Origin of the sequence: Flexistipes sp. (genome assembly GCF_036172515.1) — a bacterium.
Lineage (GTDB): Bacteria > Chrysiogenota > Deferribacteres > Deferribacterales > Flexistipitaceae > Flexistipes.
The window spans coordinates 1-22,777 of the sequence record NZ_JAXKVW010000006.1 but is presented as its reverse complement, the minus strand read 5'-3'; the positions used below and the strand labels follow the sequence as shown (position 1 = coordinate 22,777).

The window sequence follows — 22,777 nt, the reverse complement described above, 5'->3', positions numbered from 1 at the left end:
CGCTTAACACTTAGCACTTAGCGCTTAAAACTTAGCACTAAATTAATGTTTAAAATGCCTCATGCCTGTAAAAACCATTGCCATTCCGTGCTCATCAGCAGCTTTTATAACTTCCTCATCCCTGATCGATCCGCCGGGTTGGATTACAGCTTTTATCCCCCTCTCTGCAGCTTCGTCTATACTGTCTCTAAAAGGGAAAAAAGCATCAGATGCCATCACTGATCCTTCAAGTGGGTTTCTGGCTTTCTCAGCCGCTATTTTACTGGAGTCCACACGGCTCATCTGCCCTGCACCCACCCCAATAGTTCTGTTATTCTTTGCATACACAATAGCGTTCGACTTGACATGTTTTGCAACAGTCCAGGCAAATATTAAATCGCTATACTCATCACCCGTGGGTTTCTTTTCGGTGACAATTTCCAAATCCCTGTCATCAGGCAAAGTCTGAAGATCCTTCTCCTGAAGCAAATAGCCGCCAACAACCTTTTTCATATCCAATTCTTTATTTTTTACAGAAAAATCACCTTTAATTTCAAGCAATCTTATATTTTTCTTTTTTGTTAAAATATCCATGGCATCTTCTGAAAAAGAGGGTGCTGCAATAACTTCCAGAAAAATTTCAGATAAATTTTCAGCCAGCTCTTTATCCACCTCTCTGTTTAACCCCACAATACCCCCGAAAGCACTTAGAGGATCGCATTCCAGAGCATTTTTGTAAGCTTCTGTAATATCATCAGCCAGAGCAACGCCGCATGGATTGGTATGTTTTACAATTACACAGGCTGGTGTATCAAACTCCTGAACCAGTTCAAGAGCTGCATTGGTATCAATAATATTATTAAACGAAAGTTCCTTGCCGTGCAATTGATGCGCATTGGTCACACCCGGCTCAGAAGCAGCCGGTGATGTATAAAATGAGGCTCTTTGGTGTGGATTTTCTCCATAGCGCAAGTCCTGCTTTTTTCTCATGGGGAGCGCAATTTCCTCAGGAAAATTTATACCCATCAAATCATTGAAATATCCTGAAATAATACTGTCATACATCGCCGTATGTGTAAACGCTTTACGCGCCAAATTCATTCTTGTTTCGAATTTTACACCACCTTCTGTGTTTATTTCATCCAAAATAACGGCATAATCCCGTTTATCCACTACAACAGTCACATACTTAAAATTCTTTGCCGCACTTCTAATCATTGTCGGACCGCCGATGTCTATGTTTTCTATTGCTTGATTCGTTGTAACTGAAGCGGAACTTATAGTTTTCTCAAAAGGGTAAAGATTCACAGCTACAATATCTATATCAACAAAACCGTGCTTTTCCATTGTCTGCCTGTGCTCTTCATTTTCTCTTATATTCAATATACCGGCATGGACTTTAGGGTTTAGTGTTTTTACCCTACCGTCCAGAATTTCAGGGAAACCGGTAAAATCAGAAATTTCAATAATATTGAAACCCTTTTCTTTTAAAAGTTTTGCAGTCCCACCGGTGGAAACTATCTCAATACCGCATCTATCCAGGCCTTCAGCAAACTCAGTCAACCCCTCTTTATCCGAAAGACTCAAAAGAGCCCTTTTAGGTTTAATCACCACTTTTTACCTCCTTAACAAAAATTATATCAACAATCAGAAAAAAAATACCAACAGAAATAGCACAATCGGCCACATTAAATGCCGGCCAGTGATATTTTCCTATATAAAAGTCCAGAAAATCCACGACTTTTCCAACAAATATCCTGTCTATAAGATTGCCTAAAGCTCCCGAAATAATTAGCATATAAGAAAAAAACCGTAGTTTGTGTTGTTTTTCCCTGTATGCCAGAATCGAAATTATAACTATGGCAATTATCGTGATTATTATAAAAAACAGCTGCCTGTAAGCCTCATTTAAATCGGCCATCATGCCGAAAGCCGCACCGGGATTCAATATAAATGTAATGTTAAAGAACCCTTCTATCACAGGAAAGCTTTCATAAAGGGACATATTATGTACAACAAGATATTTTGTAAACTGATCCAAACCTACAACAGCTGCAATAAGCAGTATATATTTCTTCATCAGAACCACCGGAATAAAAAGAGGGGCAAATCCCCCTCATAAAGATTATTTAACCTGAGATACACATCTTGAGCATATCCCCGGATGCTCTTCATCCTCACCTATGGAATCCGAACGCACCCAGCACCGCTCACACTTTTCATATGGAGCCTGTTCGATAAAAATTTTAAGAGGCATATTTTCTGATTCAAAGCCATCGGAAATTTCCTCATAATCTTTAATAATCAGCTCAGAAATGATGAAAATTCTGTTTATCCCCTCATCAGCTGTTAATACGTCCTTTAAATCCTCTTTTGAGCCAAGAGTAACCCTTGCATCAAGAGGGTGGCCGATTAGTTTCTCTGCCCTTGCGAGTTCGAGAGCTTTATTTACTTCCTTTCTGACAGCCGTAATTTTGTCCCATTTCTCTTCAAGCTGTGCTTCATTGTGTTCCTGCATTTTCGGAAAAGTTTCCTCAAACACAAATTCACTTTTACTTTCATATTCGGGAAGATATTCCCAGATTTCATCAGCTGTAAACGATAAAATGGGGGACATAATAATACACATTTCTTTCATAAGGGTAAAAACGACTGTCTGTGCCGACTTCCTGTAATGAGAATCGGCTTTATATGTATATAGCCTGTCCTTTAAAATATCCAGATAAAAGGATGAAAGCGTATTTATGCAGAAATTAATAAAGGTATGATAAAATGTATGAAACTGATATTTATCAAAAGCTGTCAATATACGTTTTTTGGCTTTCTCCCACTTAATCAGTATATATCTGTCCAGATCCAGCAGCTGGTCGTAGCTGACCATATCCTCATCCGGCTGGAAATCGGAAAGATTCCCGAGAAGGTATCTGGAAGTATTTCGTATTTTTCTGTAGGATTCTACAAGACGCTTAATAATATCAGCGGAAATTCTCACATCTTCAGAATAATCTTCCGCACTGACCCACAGTCTGAGAATTTCCGCTCCATATTTATTTACAATCTCATCAGGTGTTATAACATTGCCGACTGACTTGGACATTTTTCTCCCTTCTCCGTCAACAACAAAACCGTGTGTCAACACCTCTTTATAGGCAATTTTGCCCCGGCTTCCCACACTTTCCAGCAAGGAGCTGTGAAACCACCCTCTGTGCTGGTCACTGCCTTCAAGATACATATTTGCCGGCCAAGTCAGCTCATCCCTTTTTTCACAGACAGCCGCATGGCTTGTGCCGGAATCAAACCAGACATCAAGGATATCTGTTTCTTTTCTGATTTTCTTACCACCGCAGTTCGGACATCCAAAATCTGAACCGAGAAAATCCTCAACTGAGTAATCAAACCATGCATCAGCACCTTCTTTTCTGAAGGCTTCAAGTACTTTCTCCTGTATATCCTCATCAATTATTGTTTCATCACAATCCTGGCATGTGAAAACAGCTATAGGTACACCCCATGTACGCTGCCTTGAAATACACCAGTCAGGCCTGTTCTCAATCATGGATGTAATTCTCTGTTCCCCCCAGGAAGGAATCCATTTGACCTTTTTTATTTCGCTCAGAGCGTTTTTTCTCAGATTATTATTTTCCATCGATATGAACCACTGGGGAGTTGCCCGGAAAACCACGGGTTTTTTGCATCTCCAGCAGTGAGGATAAGAATGTTCCACTTTAGAGCTTTTAATCAGTGAACCGTTTTCTCTCATATGTTCAACTATTTCTGGGTTCGCTTTGAAAATATTTTTACCGCCGAATACAGGCAGGCTGTCTTTAAAAATACCGTAGTCATCCACTGGATTAAGAACTTCAAGTCCGTATTCTCTTCCGACTTCGTAGTCCTCCTGACCATGTCCCGGAGCAGTATGTACAATACCGGAGCCCTGCTCGGTGGTAACGTGTTCACCGAGAATCATTAAGGATTTTCTGTCATAAAAAGGATGGTGTGCATACTTGTTCTCAAAATCCATGCCGGAGGCTGTCTTGATTTCTTCATAATCATCCACACCAAACTCCTGCATCAAATCCTCAACCAGCTTCTTCGCAACAACAACTATCTCACCGGCTTTAAGATTTCCATTCTCGGAGGACTTAATCTTGACAAAAGAATATTCAAGCTCAGGGTGAAAAGCCACCGCCAGGTTTGCAGGTAATGTCCACGGGGTGGTTGTCCAGATAATTACACTGATTTTTTCTCCCTCAATGCCAAATTCTTTAGCCGTTTTCTCATCAACTCCAAATTTGACAAAAATAGAATCAGAAGTATGCTGTGCATATTCAATTTCAGCTTCTGCCAATGCCGTAACACAACTTGTACACCAATGCACCGGCTTTAAACCTTTATAAACACCGCCGTTATTAAAAAATTTATATAATTCAGCCAGTGTAACAGCTTCATATTCAAAATCCATCGTAATATAGGGATTGTCCCAGTCACCGAGAACACCCAGTCGTTTAAATTCATCCCGCTGAATATCTATAAATCTGTTTGCATATTTTCTGCATTCTTTTCTCACATCTGATACACTCATATTCTTCTTTTTGGAACCGAGCTTCTTATCCACCTGATGCTCAATAGGCAGACCATGGCAGTCCCAACCGGGCACATAAGGTGAAAAATATCCCTCTGCTGATTTAATTCTAACGACGAAATCTTTCAGAATTTTATTCAGAGCATGACCCATATGAAGGTGGCCGTTTGCATACGGCGGACCGTCATGCAGCACATATTTTTCTGCTCCTTGCCTTTTCTCAAGAATCCGCTGGTAAAGCTCCTTGTCATACCATGCTTTAAGCCTTTGAGGCTCCTTGTTCGCAAGGCTGGCTTTCATAGGAAAACCGGTTTTAGGAAGGTTGAGTGTATCCTTGTAATCCATGATTACTCCTTTTATAACAAGAATCTTTTAAAGTGTGACTTTTATCACTAAACAGGGCAATAATCAAGTACCAAAATAGTTTGGACAGCTCCTGAAATTACGCATTTAAAAGCTGTGATGCCGTAAAACCGTAATGCGTGAGGAGTGATGGGTAATGGGTAATGGGTAATGCGTGATGCGTAATGGGTTATGTTCAATGTTGAATGCCCACTAAACTAATACACAACTAAACCAATATACTAATACACCACTTCACTACCTCACTATCTCACCATCATCACGTTTTCAGTGCTTCAATCCCTGCCAGTGTCCCCTTCTCCAGCAGCTCAAGTGAAGCTCCTCCGCCTGTGGATATATGATTTATACTGCCGCTCACTCCGGCTTTTTTAACAGCACTTACAGAATCTCCACCACCCACAACAGTAACAGCACCCAATGAGCCTAAATACTCAGCAATATCGAATGTCCCTTTACAAAAATCTTTTGATTCAAAGACACCCATCGGGCCGTTCCACATAACTATTTTCGCATCACTCAATTCCTTTTTATAAAGCTCAGCGGTTTTATTACCTATATCCAGCCCCATAAGATTATCCGGAATATCTCTTTCATCAACATATTCAGGCTTGCCGTTGAATTCCGTGGAACAAATATGATCCACAGGAAGGACTATCTTCATATTCTTATTATCTGCCTTCCTGATGATTTTCTCCACTGTATCAAAAAGACCATTTTCCACCAGTGACTTCCCAGTTTTTACACCAAGTACATTTAAAAAGGTATAAGCCATTGCGCCGCCTATTAGAATCTTATCAACCTTGTCCATAAGCGATTCGATAACACCAATCTTATCACTGGCTTTAGCTCCGCCCAAGACAGCATAAAAAGGTCTTTCAGGGTTATTAACAAGCATATCAAAATATTCAAGCTCTCTTTTCATTAAAAAACCGGCAGCTTTTTCACTGCATTTTCTGGGCAGTCCGTCCACCGATGAGTGAGCTCTGTGACTTGACCCGAATGCATCGTTGATATAAACGTCGCAAAATTCACACAATTTCGCTGCAAAATCAGGGTCATTGGCCTTTTCTTCCGGGTGAAAGCGAAGATTTTCCAAAAGAAGCACTTCACCATCTTCCATGTTATTAACATTTTTCTCTACACTTTCACCTATGCAATCCTCTGCGAAATAAGTGTAAAAATATCTACCGGTAATATACTCTGCGACAGGCTTTAGTGATAATTCAGGTTTAACACTCCCTTTTGGTCTTCCCATATGAGAAGCCAGCATAACCTTTGCCCCTTCATTTTTGGCATATGAAATTGTTTCCATAGCTTCGTCTATTCTTGTGGCATCCTGAATAACACCGTTTTTAACAGGAACGTTAAAATCAACACGAATAAAAACTTTTTTAGATTTTAAGTTTATTTCATTTATAAATTTCACACCTTCAAGCATTATCAAACCTCCATATGTCAAAACATTAATTAATACAGTGAGGCAGTAAAATGTAAAGTAGAGAAGTGGTGAATTGGTAAAATAGTAAAATAATTAATTTGAGTGCACGGTCTGCACTTTTAATCCCCTGTTAAATGCTGCCTTTACAGGCATTTAACAGGGGAATCTCAACTACTTCAAATACCTCTAACTACCTCAGGTGCTTCTAAATATTTCAAAGTATTTTTGTTACAAGCTCGGCAATTCGGTTTGAATACCCCCACTCATTGTCGTACCAGCTGAAAACCTTTACATTGTTTCCGTCCATCACTTTTGTAAGAGGAGCATCAAAAATTGAAGAATAAGGGTTACCGTTGTAATCCACTGAAACAAGCTCCTCTTCAGTGTAAAGCAAAATGCCTTTCATCTCACCTTCTGATGCTTCTTTAACTGCACTGTTAACATCTTCTTTGGTAACCTGTTTTTTAAGCGTGCAGCTCAAATCCACAAGTGAGACATTGGGGGTGGGTACTCTGATTGCAATACCGTCAAGTTTTCCTTTAAGTTCCGGCAGTACAAGCCCCACAGCTTTAGCGGCACCTGTGGAAGTGGGTATCATGGAGACGGCGGCAGCCCTGGCCCTTCTGATATCTTTATGGGGTAAATCAAGGATTTTCTGGTCGTTTGTGTATGAATGAACTGTGGTCATAAGACCATTGACTATGCCGAATTTATCGTTCAGAACCTTGGCAACAGGTGCAAGACAATTTGTTGTACAGGAAGCGTTCGAAATAATATTGTGTTTTTCTTTGTCATACTTATCAAAATTAACACCCAGATTAACCGTAATGTCCGGATCCTCCGCAGGCGCTGAAATAACGACCTTTTTTGCGCCGGCCTGCAGATGCTTGGAAGCCTGCTCTCTTTTTCTAAAGAGACCGGTGGATTCAATAACAACATCCACTCCCAAATCTTTCCACGGCAGATTTGAGGGATCTTTTTCCGCCAAAACCTTTATTTTTTTGCCATTAACAATAATTGAATCATCTGTATAATCCACTTCGAAACCGGCTTTTGAATGAACAGAATCATATTGTAGCAGGTGGGCAAGGGTTGCAGCATCTGTCAAATCATTGATGGCAACAAAATCAATATCCATAGCCTTTTCCACAGCAGCTCTGAATGCACACCTTCCGATTCTTCCAAAACCGTTAATTGCAACTTTAACTGACATTAGTTCCTCCTTTTTTATCTAATTGATTTTTATAAACTTATCTGTCAAAGCAGCTAAACCTTTAACTGCATGAACATTTTGTTAAATAAAAACACCCTTCGATAAAACCAAGCAATCCACTCCGAAAGCTCCATTGCTTTTTAGCAGTTTTGCACATTCATTTAAAGTGTTTCCTGTCGTCATTATATCATCAACAAGCAAAATTTTTGAATCTTTTACTTCTTCTCTGAGTTCAAACGCTTTTTTGACATTTACGTGACGCATATTCTTTTTCAGCTGCCACTGATATTTTGTATACTTTCTTCTTTTTAAAATTTCCACCTTTTTCTTGTCATATCTTTCAGCAATAGTTGATGCAATGATATCAGCAGGGTGGCAGAACCGCCTGAATTTTCTCAGGAAATGTGAGGGAACCGGCGTTATAAAGTCATAATCGCCGGCACGGCATTCTGTAAGACCGGTAAGATATTTAAAAAAACTTATCTCCCTGAAACCATATCTGAATTTCAGATTCTTAAGCGCCTCTTTAACCTCGCCTTTATACCAGAAAGGGATAAACAGATAATCAAAAAATTTATTTGAACTGCAGTTTCTGCAGTACGAGGCGGAAATCTCGAGGGGATAGCCGCATGATTCACATCTTTCCGCTACAAAGGGGAGAGTTCCAAGACACTGCCTGCAAAGATATTTTCCAGGCTCAATTGTTGTACTGCAGCCGGCACATTCTGAATAAAAAATTTCATTTAACAAGCAGCGATTCACCAGTCATTTCTTTCGGTTTTTTTATTTTTAAAATATCCAGCAGAGTCGGTGCAATATCTGCCAGTTTAGCATCAGATGATGAGCGGAGTTTGCAATCATAATTAAAAATAATAAAGGGAACCCTGTTAAGAGTATGGGCAGTATGAGGCTGGTTATTTTCCTCATCCCACATACGCTCACTGTTGCCGTGGTCCGCTGTTACAACAAGTACTGAATCGGTATCGCGGGCAATCTTAACAACTCTGCCCAGCTGCTCATCAACAGCTTTACATGCTTTGACCGCAGCTTCTTCAACACCGGTATGTCCCACCATATCAGGATTTGCAAAATTCATTACGGTAAAATCTATATCCTTGCTTAAAAATCTTTCCTCAAACCTGTCACAAACTTCCTTAACGCTCATTTCCGGTTTTTCATCATAAGTGGCCACTTCTCTGGGAGAAGGTATAAGCTCACGTATCTCTCCCTTAAACTCAACTTCTCTGCCGCCGTTAAAAAAGAAGGTTACATGGGCATATTTTTCCGTTTCGGCAATTCTCATCTGGGTAAATTTGTTTACACTCAACACTTCACCGAAAATATTTTCCAGAGACAATGGCGGAAAAGCCACAGGAACATCAAAAGTTTTGTCATAACTGGTCATTGTCATATAATAAGGATTTACGGGCTCTGTTTTAAACTGATTAAAATTCTTATCGGTAAATACTGTCGTAAGCTGTCTTGCTCTGTCAGCTCTAAAATTAAAGAAAAATATACCATCACCCTTTTCCATTCTGACAAAATCGTCATCGATAACAGTTGGGGTGATAAACTCATCCGTTTCTCCGACCTCATAAGCATACTTTACTGCTTTTTCAGGAGAGTCAGCTATCCTGCCTTTTCCTCTTACAATTGCATTATAGGCTTTCTCTATTCTGTCCCACCGCTTATCCCGGTCCATCGCATAATAACGTCCGGAAATAGTGGCAATTTTTCCGTAACCGTTTATACTCAGATATTCATCCAGCTCTTTTATATAATTTATACCGCTTTTCGGAGGTGTATCCCGCCCATCCATAAAAGCATGAATACAGACTCTCTCTATGCCTGAATCTTTTGCAGCTTTAACAAGTCCTTTGAGATGATTTATGTGACTGTGTACCCCTCCGTCACTGACAAGACCGAAAAAATGAAGTGTCCCGCCGGAATTCCTGGTTTTGGCAAAAAAGGAGGAGATATTATCATTTTCTAAAATTTTCCCGGAATCAATTGCTTTGTTTATCCTGAGAAAATCCTGATAAACAACTCTGCCTGCACCGATGTTCATATGCCCGACTTCAGAATTACCCATCTGCCCGGACGGCAGTCCGACATATTCTTCACTGGCATTTAGCAGCATATGCGGCTCATTATTCCAAAGTCTGTTAAAGTTAACGGGGTTGCTCAGTTGTACAGCGTTATGATCTTTACTCTCCCGGAACCCCCAACCATCCAATATTAAAAGAATCAATTTCTTCTTTCCGGTCATAAAGAACCTTCCTTTGTATTATAAATAAGGATTAAGGTTACATTTTAATTACACCTTTTTTTTCAAGCTCGCTTTTACACTCAGTGCAGTATCTGGCAAAAGGAACATATTCCAGCCTTTTTTCTTCAATATCTTCACCGCACTCCAGGCACACACCGTAGCTGCCGTCTTTGATTCTGCTTATAGCCTGTTCTACCAGTCTGAGTTTCAGCGCATCCGTTTCCACTCTGCCAAGCATCAAATTTCTGCTGTAGATATTGTAAGCTTCGTCAGCAGAATCTTTACCTGAATCCTTGCCTATATTTATTGCTTCATCATATCTGTTTTTTAAATCTTCCAGTAGTTGCTTGCGCAGCTCCTGCAGTTTCGTTTTAAAGTACTGGAGTTTTGCGTCTTCCATAAAAGTCCTCCTACTTATGGTATGGATGGTTCGTATTTATACATATCGCCCTGTAAATCTGCTCGAACAAAACAACTGCTGCAATTTTATGGGCAAATGTCAGCTTTGATAAGGAAATTAACTCATTAGACTTTTCTGTCAAGCTTTTTGACAATCCCCCTGACGGCCCTATCAAAAAAGCCAGCTTCCTGTGTAATTCAATCCGTCCCTTGAACCACGAAGCAAAATTTTCACTGGTAAAGTGCTTTCCAGTAAAATCCAAGGAAATCAGATAATGATTTTCCGCCTGTTTTAAGATTTTTTCAACACCCCGGTCCGACATAGTACTGTCATTATCTAAACTGCCAATTTTGTTATCCGGCAACTCAATGAGCTCCGCTTCTCCAAAACCAGAAATTCTTTTTATATACTCGTTAACAATATTTTCATAACTTTTATCTCTGAACTTGGAAGCAAGTATTACACGAATTTTCATCAACACTGTCCAATATTTCCGGCTGTTTAAAATCACAAAACTTAAGCCGGTATACAAGTGGGCTTACATATATATTATGTCTTAAACTATGTCAATATATTAAAACCCTGTCTTCAAAAAACACGTTAAAACAGATAAACTTTTTAATTGGCTTTATCGAGAAAATAAGAAGGTAGGAAGATAGTGAATTGTGAAATAGGGAAATAGAAGGATTGCAAAATGGTAAATGTTTATCCAAACAGGTGAAACTTAAATCATCCCGTAATCATACACAACATTTAACCTTAAACTATATTTTTGCCGTATTTCCTAAAATTATTGAAAAGCTGGGATTGGTTTTCTAAATTTTTTTGTCTTTTTTGTTGAAAGGCGAGTATAAGTTTGGTACTCTTTAATCAGGTTAGGGAAACCGGTGAAAGGCCGGTGCTGCCCCCGCAACTGTAAGCCGGACGAAAGCTTTTTTTGGCCACTGTCTCGCCCCAAAATTACCTAAATTAATTTTGGGGCGGGGTGGGAAGGCCGGTTAGTAGGTTTTCTGTCTGCCTGACTTATTGTGTACACAAATTTATCGGCCTTTGGCCGATGCTACAGGCAGACAGAAGAGATGGCAAGCCAGGATATCTAACCTGACCGTCATAACGGTAAAATCTACGGAGGGTGGAATGAATAATTTTCCATTATTGCTCTTATCAACATATCTAAAATCTTTTTTTCATTTAGTCTTACGATTTAAAGCTTCCATTTGTTTTCAGCATCAGTCTGATACCGGCTAAGTATGGGCCATGCAAAGCAGAAGGTTTCTGCCTGAGTAAATGCAGCTAAACCGAATTCTTTTCTGTTGTAATTGCCCTATCTTTTAAAATAGTTGCTCAAATGAAAAAATTGTCAGAGGGGGAAACATGAATCTTGAAAAAATAATTAAAAGAGACGGAAGAGTTGTTCCTTTTGATTATGAGCGAATTGCAAATGCCATTTTCAAAGCTGCAAAAGCAGTTGGTGGTGAAGACAGAAAAACAGCCAATAAACTTGCCCTGCAAACAGTTAAATTTGTTAATGAAAAATATGCTGATATCGGTGTGATAACTGTGGAAGAATTGCAGGATGAAGTCGAAAAAATACTAATTGAAGAAGGCCATGCAAAAACGGCGAAAGCATATATACTCTATAGAAAGCAGCGTTCCGATATACGCGACTTGAAAGCCTCTTTTGATGAAATGGAGCAGTTAATAGAAAATTACATAAAAGGTGCAGACTGGAGAGTTAAAGAAAACAGTAACACCACATTTTCACTTCAGGGGCTAAATAATTTCATCTCCTCCACCATCACTGCAAAATATTGGCTGAATAAAGTATATCCTGCGGAAATAAGAGAAGCCCACACCAATGGTGATTTTCATATACACGATTTGGGGCTTCTGTCAGTATATTGCTGCGGCTGGGACTTAAGGGATTTGCTTTTAAAAGGATTCAGGGGCGTCCATGGAAAAGTGGAAAGTAAACCCCCGAAACATTTCAGAAGTGCATTGGGACAAATTGTAAACTTTTTCTATACCCTCCAGGGAGAAGCAGCAGGAGCTCAGGCTCTGGCAAGCTTCGACACATATCTGGCTCCTTATGTTAAATTTGACAAATTAACTTACAAGGAGGTGAAACAGGGAGTCCAGGAATTTATTTTTAACCTGAACGTTCCAACCCGTGTGGGATTTCAGACCCCTTTCACAAATCTCACTTTTGATCTGGAAGTGCCATCCATGATGAAAAACGAAAGTGTTGTATACGGCGGAAAACTTATTGAAAACACATACGGCGAGTTTCAAAACGAAATGGATCTTATTAATAAAGCATTCATCGAAGTAATGACAGAAGGAGACGCCAAAGGTAGAATTTTTACTTTTCCCATTCCAACATACAATATAAGCAAAGACTTCGACTGGGACAGAGAAATACTGGATGACTTAATGAAAATGACGGGAAAATATGGACTGCCTTATTTTGCAAATTTTGTAAACTCCGACATGGATCCTGAAGATGCGAGAAGCATGTGCTGCAGGCTGAGGTTGGATAACAGGCAGCTTAGAAAAAGAGGCGGGGGTCTTTTCGGTGCAAATCCATTAACAGGGTCAATAGGAGTCGTAACTATCAACCTACCTAGACTTGGGTACACCTCAGACAGTGAAGATGATTTTTTCAGCAATCTTGAAAAACTTATGGAAACAGCAAAGAACAGTTTAAACATAAAAAGAAAAACATTAGAGAAACTGACCGAGGAAAATTTGTATCCTTATGCAAAATATTATCTTTCGAATATAAAAGAAAGATTCGGTGAATACTGGAGTAATCATTTTAACACAATTGGAATTATAGGTATGAATGAAGCCCTTATGAATTTTATTGGAGTGGATATCACTCATGATGAGGGACTGGAATTTACAGACAAAGTGATGAATTTTATGAACGAAAAAATGCAGGAATTTCAGGATGAAGATGATATATTGTTCAATCTGGAAGCAACACCGGCTGAGGGTACCAGTTACAGACTAGCCCAAAAAGACAAAGAAGAATATCCCGATATTATAACAGCCGGAACAAGCAAACCTTATTATACTAATTCAACCCAACTGCCGGTAAACTGCAAACTTGATCTTTTCAAGGCTTTGAACCATCAGGAGAAATTGCAAACGAAATATACCGGGGGAACAGTCTTTCATATATTCGTCGGTGAATCTGTGGACGACACTTCATCTGTAAAAGAACTAATCAGAAAAGTCTCAAATGGATATAAACTCCCCTACTTCACAATAACACCAACTTTTTCAATCTGCCCGGTACACGGGTATATCAAAGGTGAGTACGGAAACTGCCCGCTTTGCAGACAGGAAGCTCAGGAAAAGCTTATGAAAGAGCTTAAAGAATTGCAAATGCATGTAGCATCGGCTGAAAGCCGATAAACTTGTGTATACAATATTTATAAATAAACACTTAATATCAGTCTGAAAGACTGGTAAATATGTAGAATATATTAAAAAGGAGGCAACATGATCGCAGAAAAAAAATACGGAACAAAAAAGGAGCTGGAGTTACGTATCAAAGAACTGGAAAAAGAAATTGAAAACACTGAGGGTACTAAGTGTGAAGTATACAGCAGGATAGTCGGATATCACAGACCGGTTGAAAACTGGAACGATGGCAAAAAAGACGAATTTTACCATAGGCAAGACTACAAAAAAGAGGTAGTTAGAGGCCGAGCACCGAGCACATAAAATTTATGTGCTCGGGGGTAGTTAGAGGTAGTTGAGGTGGGTAAGGAAATTGAAAGAGGTTGATTGCCTACGGCATTTAGTTTTAAAAATAAAAGATAACATTGTTAGGGATGAAAAAAATGCTAATGGACATTATTGTATACACAAATTTATCGGCCTATAGCTGATGATAGTGGATTTTACGCCGGTTTCTTTGATTGATTTTCCCGGCAAAGTTTCCTCAACAGCTTTTATATATGGCTGTAATTTAAGATGTCGCTTTTGCCATAACCCTGAATTGGTCTTACCATTATCAGTCTACAATGTGAGCAATGAATTTTTTGACTATATTAAAAAAAATAACATAAATGCTGTAACTATTACAGGCGGTGAACCGTTAATGGATCCGCGTATTGCTGAGATAACTGAAAAATTAAAAGATATGAAAATATCCATTAAGCTGGATACAAACGGAAGCTTTCCGCAAAAATTAAAAACACTTTTACGAAACGGTCATCTGGATTATATAGCCCTTGATCTGAAAGGGTTGAATACTGAAGACATCCAATATGTTACAAGAAATAGAAACTATACACTTGATATCTTTTTAGAGACATTAAATGAGATAAAAAGTTACGAAATCCATAAAGGCAGTTCAGTAAATTTTGAAATAAGACACACACTTTGGAAAACCTACTCTGCAGCAGATTTTCTCAAATTTCTGAATCTTCTAAAACAAAAAGATATCCACTTGAAAAACGACCAAAAGATAATAATACAAAAAATCAATACCAACGGAAAAATATTAGACAAACGATTTAAAAACAATGACTTAGTCCGGAAAGCTATTTCAAAAACGTATTTGAAAAAAATTCAGCAGGATTTGGAAAAACTGCCTCATTTCTCATTCAGATCTGTAACTTGAAATTAAATATTCTATTGGAGTTTAGCTGAAAAATAATATACAAAAATATTTCGGAAGGACGGATATAGCCGCCCTTCCGATTACATAATTTTAGTTCAGATTTCAAAGCTCCACAGAATCTAAATAATTTTCAAAAGCCGGTAAGGCAGGCTTTCCGTCCAGAGTTTTTACTCCTGCAAGCCATTTTTTATACATTTCAGGATGATCTTTGATCCACATAAGTCCTGCTTCCATAGTTGTTAAATCCGAATTTGTATAAAGCATCTTCATAATCTGATTCATCATTGAAACAGGAAACTTCATATTTCTAAGCAGTTTAGACACATTTGGGGATTCTTTGTCAAATCCTTTCCTTATATTTGTGTAAACAGTCGCTGAACCATTGTTGGGTCCAAATGTTTCGGGGGTAGATCCTGAAAGGTATTTCATATCGATTATTTCATTCATATAATGTGGAGCCCATCCCAGAAAAACAATCCATTTGCCTTTCTTAACAAACGACTTAACCTGAGACAGCATAGCCGCTGAACTTGAAGGAACCAGCTCAAATTTCCCCAAGCCGAACATGTTTTTATCAATCATTTTCTGAATGATCTTATTTCCGTCATTGCCCTCTTCTATTCCGTATATTTTCCAATCCAGTTGTTCCCCATACTTTGCTATATCGGAGAAATCCTTCAATCCGGCCTCATAAACGAACTCAGGAACAGCTAAGGTATACTTGGCGTTTTCCATATTAGCCACATATTTTACTACGGTACCTTTTTCAAAATAAGGGTTTGCTATGCTCTTCATTGAAGGCATCCAGTTCCCAAGGAAAATATCCGCCTCATTTGTAGCCATCGCTTTATAACATATCGGCACGGAAACCATATTTCTGGTTACCTCGTATCCCAGGCTTTCAAGTATTTTGGAAGCCAGCTCAGTTTTCACTGTCACTCCCGTCCAGGATACGTGCACAAAACGCACTTCCTTCTCTTTGGCTCCTGCAGGAGAGAAACCTGCAATGGTAAAAATAACGGCAATGCAAATTGCAATAATACTGTTTCTTAATAGATAACTCATGCTTCCTCCTTTTGATTGTGTTTTTCAGGTGCGGACGGCTCTGGTTTAAGCCGCTCCGCTATATGCTTTTTACTTTATTACTGTTTATAGTTATGATTAGCCGAACCATTTAAACGGTGAGTTGTTAAAATTCTGATAAATATGTTTTGTTTCGCAATATTCATCCAAACCTGCAAATCCAAGCTCCCTGCCGATTCCCGACTGTTTATAGCCTCCCCAGGGGGCTTTGGGGAAATATATATTAAAATCATTGACCCAAACTGTTCCAAATTTAAGTTTTGAAGATACTCTGTTTATTCTGGAATTATCCGTAGTCCAGAAACCGGCCGATAGACCGTATTTAGTATTATTAGCCTTTTTAACAGCCTCATCCTCACTGTAAAAACGCTCGACAGTGATAATCGGGCCAAAACTTTCCTGCTGAACTATCTGCATATTTTCATTGCAGTTCAGGAAAAGAGTGGGCTCATAAAAAAATCCTTTTTTATACTTTTCTCCCTCCGGCCTTTTACCGCCGAGAACCAGATCAGCTCCTTCAGTTATTCCCGTTTCAACATATCTTTCAATTTTCTGTCTGTGCTCTTCGGATATCAGTGGCCCCATCTGTGTATCTTTGTCAAATCCACTGCCAAGCTTTATTTTACTCATCTTTAATTTCAAGGCCTCAACAAACTCATCGTGAATTTTATCTTCTATCATTAATCTTGTGCCTGCCGAACAAATCTGACCCGCATGGAAAAAAACCGCATTCAGCGCAAAGTCAACAGCCAAATCAAAATCTGCATCTGCAAAAACAATATTGGGATTCTTCCCCCCCAACTCCAGTGCAATCTTTTTTATATTGGAGCTGGCTGATTTAATAATCTTTCTTCCCGTTTCGATACCGCCGGTAAAAGAAATCAAGTCAACATTTTCCGATTCAGACAAAAGAGCGCCGACTTCATCGCCTTTACCCAGCACAAGATTGAAAACACCTGCCGGTATTCCTGCTTCCTCAATCAGCTCAGTAATTTTAAGGGTTGTTAAAGGGGTAATTTCACTTGGTTTAGCAACAACTGTACAGCCTGCAGCCAATGCAGGTGCTATCTTCCAGCTTGCCTGAAGCAATGGATAATTCCATGGGGAAATCTGGCCGCAAACCCCTACAGGTTCTTTAACAACAATACTCGAAGTATCCGGTATCGGGGAATCTACAATGTAGCCTCTCTCTTCTGAAGCCCGTTCAGCATAATATTTAAACGTATCAGCAATTCCGTCCATATCCCAGCGGCTTTCCTCGACGGTTTTTCCCGTATCTAAGCTTTCAAGCTCCGCAAGCTCTTCTCTGTCTCTTTTTATGAGCTCGTACAGACGATAAAGGTATTCGCCTCTCTGATCCCCGGTTAAGCCCGGCCACTCTCCATTATCAAATGCGTCTCTGGCCGCACTTACCGCCAATTCAGCGTCTTCTCTGCAGCCTTCAGAAACATTTGCAACAACCTCAGAGTTGTATGGGTTAATTATATCCCTTATTAGCCCATTTACAGAAGAAGTCCAGGAGCCGTTGATATACATTTTTCCATAAATCATCGAACATCCTCCGAACTATTTTTCATATTTATACCAATCCACATCAGCCGGTTTCTCAGGAGTGTTTCCGAGAATTTTATCAGCAGCCTTCTCAGCTATCATCATTACCGGAGCATATATATTTCCATTTGTTATGTAAGGCATTACAGAAGCATCCACTACTCTGAGATTCTCCACACCGTGCACTTTCAACTCAGAATCCACAACGGACATTTCATCATAGCCCATTTTACAGGTACAGCTCGGGTGATAGGCACTCTCCCCTTCTTTTGCAATAAAATCGAGAATTTCCTCATCTGTTCTTGCATCTTCTCCGGGAGACAGCTCCTTACCCCTTAAATCATCAAAAGCTGGCTGGCTTATAATCTCTCTTGACCTGCGAATTGCTTCCACCCATTCTTTCCTTTCCTTTTCGGTTGAAAGATAGTTAAACAATATGGACGGATATTCCAGAGGATTGTCTGATTTGATTTTTATATGACCCCTTACATCCGAATTCATCGGCCCGACATGCAGTTGGAAACCGTGCCCTTCAGCCGGTGCACTTCCGTCATATCTTATTGCAATAGGTAAAAAGTGAAACTGCAGATTAGGATAATCAACTTCGTCATTACCTCTGATAAATCCGCCGGCTTCAAAATGATTGGTAGCACCGGCACCCTTTCTGAAAAACAACCAATTGGCACCTATAAACGGCTGTCTGTACCATTTCAAAGAAGGATACATACTGACAGGTTTTTTGCATGCATACTGCACATACAGCTCAAGATGATCCTGCAGATTTTCACCCACACCTTTTAAATCCGCAACAGGCTCAATACCTAAATTTTTAAGTTCATCGGCATTTCCTATACCTGAAAGCTGCAGTAACTGAGGAGAATTGATTGCTCCTCCGCAGCTTATAATCTCACCGCCATAAACGGTTTCTCTTGTTCCGTCTTTTGTAATATACTCTACACCAACAGCCTTTTTGCCCTCAAAAAGTATCTTGGTCGCCTGAGAATGAAGTTTTATTGTAAGGTTCTCACGGTCTTTTATAGGATGTACATAAGCTCTGGCAGCATTATGCCTCCTTCCTCTGTAAATATTCTGGTCAAATGGTGAAAAACCCTCCTGTTTGTAGCCGTTCACATCTTCAGTCAAATCGTGTCCTGCTTCCTGAACAGCTTTAAAAAAAGCATCAAAAAGAGGATTATCGCAATCAGGAGTAGTAATTTTCAAGGGTCCCCTATCACCATGATAAGGATCAGCACCTTTAAGACGTGTTTCAAATTTTTTGAAATATGGAAGACAATGAGCATAGTCCCAATCTTCCAGTCCTTCTTCCTTAGCCCATTTTTCATAATCCATAGGGTTGCCTCTGATGTATATCATCCCGTTAATACAACTGGAACCCCCAAGAACCTTTCCTCTTGGATGGTAAATCCTTCTGTTGTTCATATAAGGCTCAGGCTCTGATTCATACCACCAGTTATAAGTCTTACTTTGTAACGGATAAGTTAGAGCAGCCGGCATGTGAATTCTGAAATCCAGCCTGTAATCAGGTTTACCCGCTTCAACAACAAACACACTGTTATCTTCACTAAGCCTGTTAGCCAATACAGAACCGGCTGATCCTCCTCCGACTATAATATAATCATACTGTTTTGAAGTTCCCACAGTTCACCTCCGAATATTTTTGTATTTCTAATCAAGACATTCCATTAAAAGACAATAGTGGTTACTGATATAAAGATGTGCTTTAACAGGGTCTTCATTCATTATCTCTCTTGCCGTGTCATGCCAGTTTTTAGCCGTTGCTATACGAAACTTTTCTTCTTCATACAAAGCATAATCATATGAAGAAAACCCCTGCTGGATAGCTTCTACAACCCATAAAAAAAGCGGATTGGCAGCCATCTTTGCCAGTGTAATATTGAGCCTCCTGTCAGTTTCTCCTATGATGTTCATATCAGCCATACCGTTTTTAATCTTTTCATAAAAGGAAAGAGCCTCTTTGTACAAGTCTGACTTTTGTTCCCTGCTCCCTTTGCTGATTGCAAGCGTTGTAATTGTTCTGTCTAAGCTTTCTCTAAACTCAATTATCTTATCGGGTTCAATGTCTTTTTGTTTGAGGAACAGAGACAAAGAGTCACTGATATTAGATAAACCCACATTCTTAATATAAGCTCCGCCTTTGGCCCCCTTTCTGATTTCAATTAAATCTTTTTGTTTCAGCATTCTTAAAGCTTCTCTGATCAAGCCTCGCCCTCTTCCGAACTGTGTCTGTAATTCTCTCTCACTGGGAAGTTTGTCGCCCGGTTTTAATCTACCATCAAGAATTACTGCTTCAATCTGCAGGCATATATCTTCAACAGATCTTACGGAATCTGCTTTTTCAAAAATACTTTCCATATAATCTTCCCCACATTCAAATGGTAGTACCATTAGTACATACAAATACTATTTCTGTCAACAACATTTCATAAAGAATTAATTTTATAACGTTTTATTATTTATTACGAGTACTATAAGTTTAACCCGAATCACATATAACTACATTCGCTTTATGAATGGTAGTACCATTCATAAACTTTTTCAATTACTGTTAATACCCGAGTTTCTCTGAGAGAGTATTTTTTATACCACAAATTTCGCACTTGCATTTATTGCACGTCTTTGTTCACCCTGTTAAATATCAGCTTCGCTGATTGCCTGTGGCATTTAACAGGGCAGGGAGTGATACAACGAAACAATCTCTCTTTTTATATCATTTTGATATTGCCACAACCCTGTCTCCACAGGGTTTCGCAATGACCGAAAGAAGTGCGAAACTTGACTTATACTTTTAAAAATGGATCTTTAAATGATGCCGGATATTGCCCGGATGCAAAGATAAACTGAACTCATGATATATACGAGGCTATGTTGCAACTTGACAGTAAAACTAATATTCTTCTTTTAAACTTTTTGTGGGAAGTGTAATAAGATAGTATGTCACACCGGCTGCAATCAGAAAAAGAATTATTCTGATAAGTGAAAATGGGACTAGATAAAATGAAATTCCAATAGTTAGCCACAAAAGAAGAATTGCTTTTATTTTCGATTTTGCAGGAATTCCTTCTCCTGAGCGGTAATCCCTGATGTAACTTCCTAATAACCTGTGATTAATAAGCCAGTTGTGAAACCTTTCGGAACTTTTGCTGAAACAAAAAGCCGCCAGCAAAAGCAATGGAACAGTTGGCAAAACTGGAAGAAAAATCCCCAAAAAACCCGCCGATAAACTCGCAAAGCCACAGCCAAGTAAAAATATTTTCATTAAAATAAGATAAAGCAAAGTAAATTTATTATCAATAAAGTTTCACTAATCCGGTTAATCTTTTCAAAAACTTATTTTAAACTTTACTCTGTTTCAATAGGAACTGCAGTACCTTTTACCACGATTCCTCCTGTAGCGGGTATTTCGACTGTCAGGCGGCTCGGACGGCCCATTGCCTCCCCTTGACGGATTAATATGGTAGCCGGCACTGTAATAAGTTCGGCTTCCCGGAGATACCCCCCAAGCGCTGCGGCTGCCGCCCCCGTGGCAGGATCTTCCACAACTCCACCCACTGGAAATGGATTGCGAGAGTGAAATACATCTGCACTCTCCCGCCATACCAATTGTAGCGTAGTAAGTCCTTCCCTAAGCATAATGGTCTTCAACCTTTCAAAATCATAATTTAACTTTGCCAGTCTATTTTGATCATTGACAGCCAATACCAAATGCCATGCACCGGCATATGCTCTGGCTGGAGGAATTGAACCATCCAAATCACTCGGTTGCCAGCCAAGCGCAGAGAGCACTTCGTTGATAAGCACATCGGAAGCACCTGTGTACTTTGGCTCCACTGAAGTCAACGCGGCTTCACGCACCCCACCCTCATTCTGAACGATGACGGAAACCTCTCCCGCAGCAGTTGTCAATTGATATTTACCGTCCCCTTCAGTCTCACCGAGCACTATACCTGCAGCGATGGTAGCGTGACCACAAAACGTCACTTCCATCTCAGGACTGTAGTAACGAACTGTTCGATAATAGCCGGTTGTTGGTGCCATAAAAGCAGTTTCGGAGTAACCCACTTCAGCTGCAATTCGTTGCATAACATCGCCAGATGGCAAGGTCTCACCAACCCAAACTCCGGCTGGATTACCTCCTTTGGGATTATCTGTAAAAGCTGATTTCCGATAAAGTGTTCCAAAATTCATTAAACTTCCTTATTGGGTTTTAACACACCTTAATCCGGATTTGGCTTATATGCAACCACATCAATCTCAACTGCAGCTCCGCGTGCTAATTCGGCTCCACCGACTGTGATACGTGCTGGAGGATTACTGCCCATAACTTCAAGGTATGCTTCATTCATGTCTTGAAAAGTCTTTATATCTGCCAGAAAAACATTAACTTTCACAAGATCCGACAGTGAGGCTCCGCATTCATTCAGAATAATTTCAATATTCCGGAGGGCCCGAGTGGTTTCCGCACCGGTTCCGCCCTCTACAAGTTCCATAGAATTTGATTTTGTTCCCAGTGTACCGGAAACATAAATAAAATCCCCTGCAATCACTGCATGGCAAAAAGCAGAAAGACGTCCAAGACCAGATACGTTAACTTTCTTAGCCTTCATTCTAACCTCCTGTAATGGCTATTTATATGACGTTTTTGTGCCGCAAAACTGCCGAAAACCGGACATTGTACAACCCATTTGTCCTGAATTTTCTGAACTCAGTTTTCTTGCTATACAAAAAACCGTAGCAGTAAAAATTATTATATTTATCATAAAATTTTTATTTCATGGTGTTCAGCTTCAACCACTTCACAAGATTCTTCACTATTATTGTTTCGAGTGAAAATATCCAGATGATTTACAAGTATGTATCTCACCTTATGAAGTACATATGGATTTATATAAAATTAAGCGGGCAACGGGGCTCGAACCCGCTACCTTCAGCTTGGGAAGCTGACGCTCTCCCAGGTGAGCTATGCCCGCTTAAAAATATCATATAATATTAAATAAGCTGATTCAACAAAATAATTTTTGGCGCCCCCCCATTTTTTAGAGCTATGACAATACACAGATATTGTTAGTACATAGATAGAGATCCCTCGGCTTCGCTCGGGATGTTCCGTGTTAAAAGTCAAGCATTTTTTGCAACCAAAGTTAAATTATTTGCATGATCCGGATCATACGGTTTGCCACTTTTCAATACACCAAATGCCTGCCTTATCAACTTGTTCGCT

Annotated in this window: 19 protein-coding genes, 1 tRNA gene and 1 riboswitch; of the genes, 3 read left to right on the top strand and 17 right to left on the bottom strand. The window is 39.6% G+C overall.

What is annotated here, in order from left to right:
- Positions 1-42: 42 nt before the first annotated feature.
- The 9 genes from purH to UMU13_RS05685 all read right to left on the bottom strand — a co-directional run bounded on the left by purH (position 43) and on the right by UMU13_RS05685 (position 10,719).
- The gene (purH, locus tag UMU13_RS05725) at positions 43-1,593 is read right to left on the bottom strand and encodes a bifunctional phosphoribosylaminoimidazolecarboxamide formyltransferase/IMP cyclohydrolase (protein ID WP_328217727.1); all 1,551 of its coding nucleotides are present in this window, start codon (positions 1,591-1,593) and stop codon (positions 43-45) included.
- Positions 1,583-2,059 carry a signal peptidase II gene (lspA, locus tag UMU13_RS05720; RefSeq protein WP_328217725.1) on the bottom strand — a complete coding sequence of 159 codons (477 nt, stop codon included), beginning with the start codon at positions 2,057-2,059 and terminating at the stop codon, positions 1,583-1,585. Before lspA ends, purH begins: the two co-directional genes overlap by 11 nt.
- A 45-nt stretch (positions 2,060-2,104) precedes the next feature.
- Positions 2,105-4,906 (bottom strand): isoleucine--tRNA ligase, encoded by a 2,802-nt coding sequence (gene ileS / locus UMU13_RS05715; protein WP_328217723.1) that lies wholly within the window; start codon positions 4,904-4,906, stop codon positions 2,105-2,107.
- A 277-nt stretch (positions 4,907-5,183) separates the two neighbouring features.
- Positions 5,184-6,362, bottom strand: a complete 1,179-nt coding sequence (locus UMU13_RS05710; protein ID WP_328217721.1) for a phosphoglycerate kinase — start codon at positions 6,360-6,362, stop codon at positions 5,184-5,186.
- 214 nt (positions 6,363-6,576) lie between these two features.
- Positions 6,577-7,575: a type I glyceraldehyde-3-phosphate dehydrogenase gene (gene gap / locus UMU13_RS05705; RefSeq protein ID WP_328217719.1), complete on the bottom strand. Its 999-nt coding sequence runs from the start codon at positions 7,573-7,575 to the stop codon at positions 6,577-6,579.
- An 81-nt stretch (positions 7,576-7,656) separates the two neighbouring features.
- Positions 7,657-8,325, bottom strand: coding sequence for a phosphoribosyltransferase family protein (locus UMU13_RS05700; protein ID WP_328217718.1), 669 nt, complete (start codon positions 8,323-8,325; stop codon positions 7,657-7,659).
- A complete protein-coding gene (gpmI, locus tag UMU13_RS05695; RefSeq protein WP_328217716.1) occupies positions 8,315-9,844 on the bottom strand; it encodes a 2,3-bisphosphoglycerate-independent phosphoglycerate mutase in 1,530 nt (509 codons plus the stop codon). The genes UMU13_RS05700 and gpmI overlap by 11 nt, the downstream gene beginning before the upstream one ends.
- 37 nt (positions 9,845-9,881) lie before the next feature.
- Positions 9,882-10,244, bottom strand: coding sequence for a TraR/DksA family transcriptional regulator (locus UMU13_RS05690; protein WP_328217714.1), 363 nt, complete (start codon positions 10,242-10,244; stop codon positions 9,882-9,884).
- A 10-nt stretch (positions 10,245-10,254) separates the two neighbouring features.
- The gene (locus tag UMU13_RS05685; RefSeq protein WP_328217712.1) at positions 10,255-10,719 is read right to left on the bottom strand and encodes a 23S rRNA (pseudouridine(1915)-N(3))-methyltransferase RlmH; all 465 of its coding nucleotides are present in this window, start codon (positions 10,717-10,719) and stop codon (positions 10,255-10,257) included.
- Positions 10,720-11,074: 355 nt separating this feature from the next.
- Positions 11,075-11,362: riboswitch (cobalamin riboswitch) on the top strand.
- A 256-nt stretch (positions 11,363-11,618) separates the two neighbouring features.
- Here UMU13_RS05685 and UMU13_RS05680 point away from each other — a divergent pair.
- The 3 genes from UMU13_RS05680 (at position 11,619) to UMU13_RS05670 (ending at position 14,883) form a co-directional block, all read left to right on the top strand.
- Positions 11,619-13,667, top strand: coding sequence for a ribonucleoside triphosphate reductase (locus tag UMU13_RS05680; RefSeq protein ID WP_328217710.1), 2,049 nt, complete (start codon positions 11,619-11,621; stop codon positions 13,665-13,667).
- Between the two features lie 87 nt (positions 13,668-13,754).
- Entirely contained in the window at positions 13,755-13,979 is a 225-nt protein-coding gene (nrdD, locus tag UMU13_RS05675) for an anaerobic ribonucleoside-triphosphate reductase (protein ID WP_328217709.1), read from the top strand.
- Positions 13,980-14,145: 166 nt separating this feature from the next.
- Positions 14,146-14,883, top strand: coding sequence for an anaerobic ribonucleoside-triphosphate reductase activating protein (locus UMU13_RS05670; RefSeq protein WP_328217708.1), 738 nt, complete (start codon positions 14,146-14,148; stop codon positions 14,881-14,883).
- A gap of 102 nt (positions 14,884-14,985) precedes the next feature.
- Here the strand turns inward: UMU13_RS05670 and UMU13_RS05665 are convergent, their stop codons facing one another.
- The 8 genes from UMU13_RS05665 to UMU13_RS05630 all read right to left on the bottom strand — a co-directional run bounded on the left by UMU13_RS05665 (position 14,986) and on the right by UMU13_RS05630 (position 22,526).
- Entirely contained in the window at positions 14,986-15,948 is a 963-nt protein-coding gene (locus UMU13_RS05665; RefSeq protein ID WP_328217706.1) for an ABC transporter substrate-binding protein, read from the bottom strand.
- Positions 15,949-16,044: 96 nt separating this feature from the next.
- On the bottom strand, positions 16,045-17,517 hold the full coding sequence (locus tag UMU13_RS05660) for an aldehyde dehydrogenase family protein (RefSeq protein WP_328217704.1): 1,473 nt from the start codon (positions 17,515-17,517) through the stop codon (positions 16,045-16,047).
- Between the two features lie 15 nt (positions 17,518-17,532).
- A complete protein-coding gene (gene betA, locus UMU13_RS05655; RefSeq protein ID WP_328217702.1) occupies positions 17,533-19,176 on the bottom strand; it encodes a choline dehydrogenase in 1,644 nt (547 codons plus the stop codon).
- A gap of 27 nt (positions 19,177-19,203) precedes the next feature.
- Entirely contained in the window at positions 19,204-19,911 is a 708-nt protein-coding gene (locus UMU13_RS05650) for a FadR/GntR family transcriptional regulator (protein ID WP_328217701.1), read from the bottom strand.
- 532 nt (positions 19,912-20,443) lie between these two features.
- The gene (locus tag UMU13_RS05645; RefSeq protein WP_328217700.1) at positions 20,444-20,815 is read right to left on the bottom strand and encodes a YbaN family protein; all 372 of its coding nucleotides are present in this window, start codon (positions 20,813-20,815) and stop codon (positions 20,444-20,446) included.
- An 83-nt stretch (positions 20,816-20,898) separates the two neighbouring features.
- Entirely contained in the window at positions 20,899-21,744 is an 846-nt protein-coding gene (locus UMU13_RS05640) for a PhzF family phenazine biosynthesis protein (RefSeq protein WP_328217699.1), read from the bottom strand.
- A 29-nt stretch (positions 21,745-21,773) separates the two neighbouring features.
- A complete protein-coding gene (locus tag UMU13_RS05635; RefSeq protein ID WP_328217698.1) occupies positions 21,774-22,163 on the bottom strand; it encodes a RidA family protein in 390 nt (129 codons plus the stop codon).
- Between the two features lie 290 nt (positions 22,164-22,453).
- Positions 22,454-22,526 (bottom strand) — tRNA-Gly (locus UMU13_RS05630).
- Between the last annotated feature and the right edge of the window lie 251 nt (positions 22,527-22,777).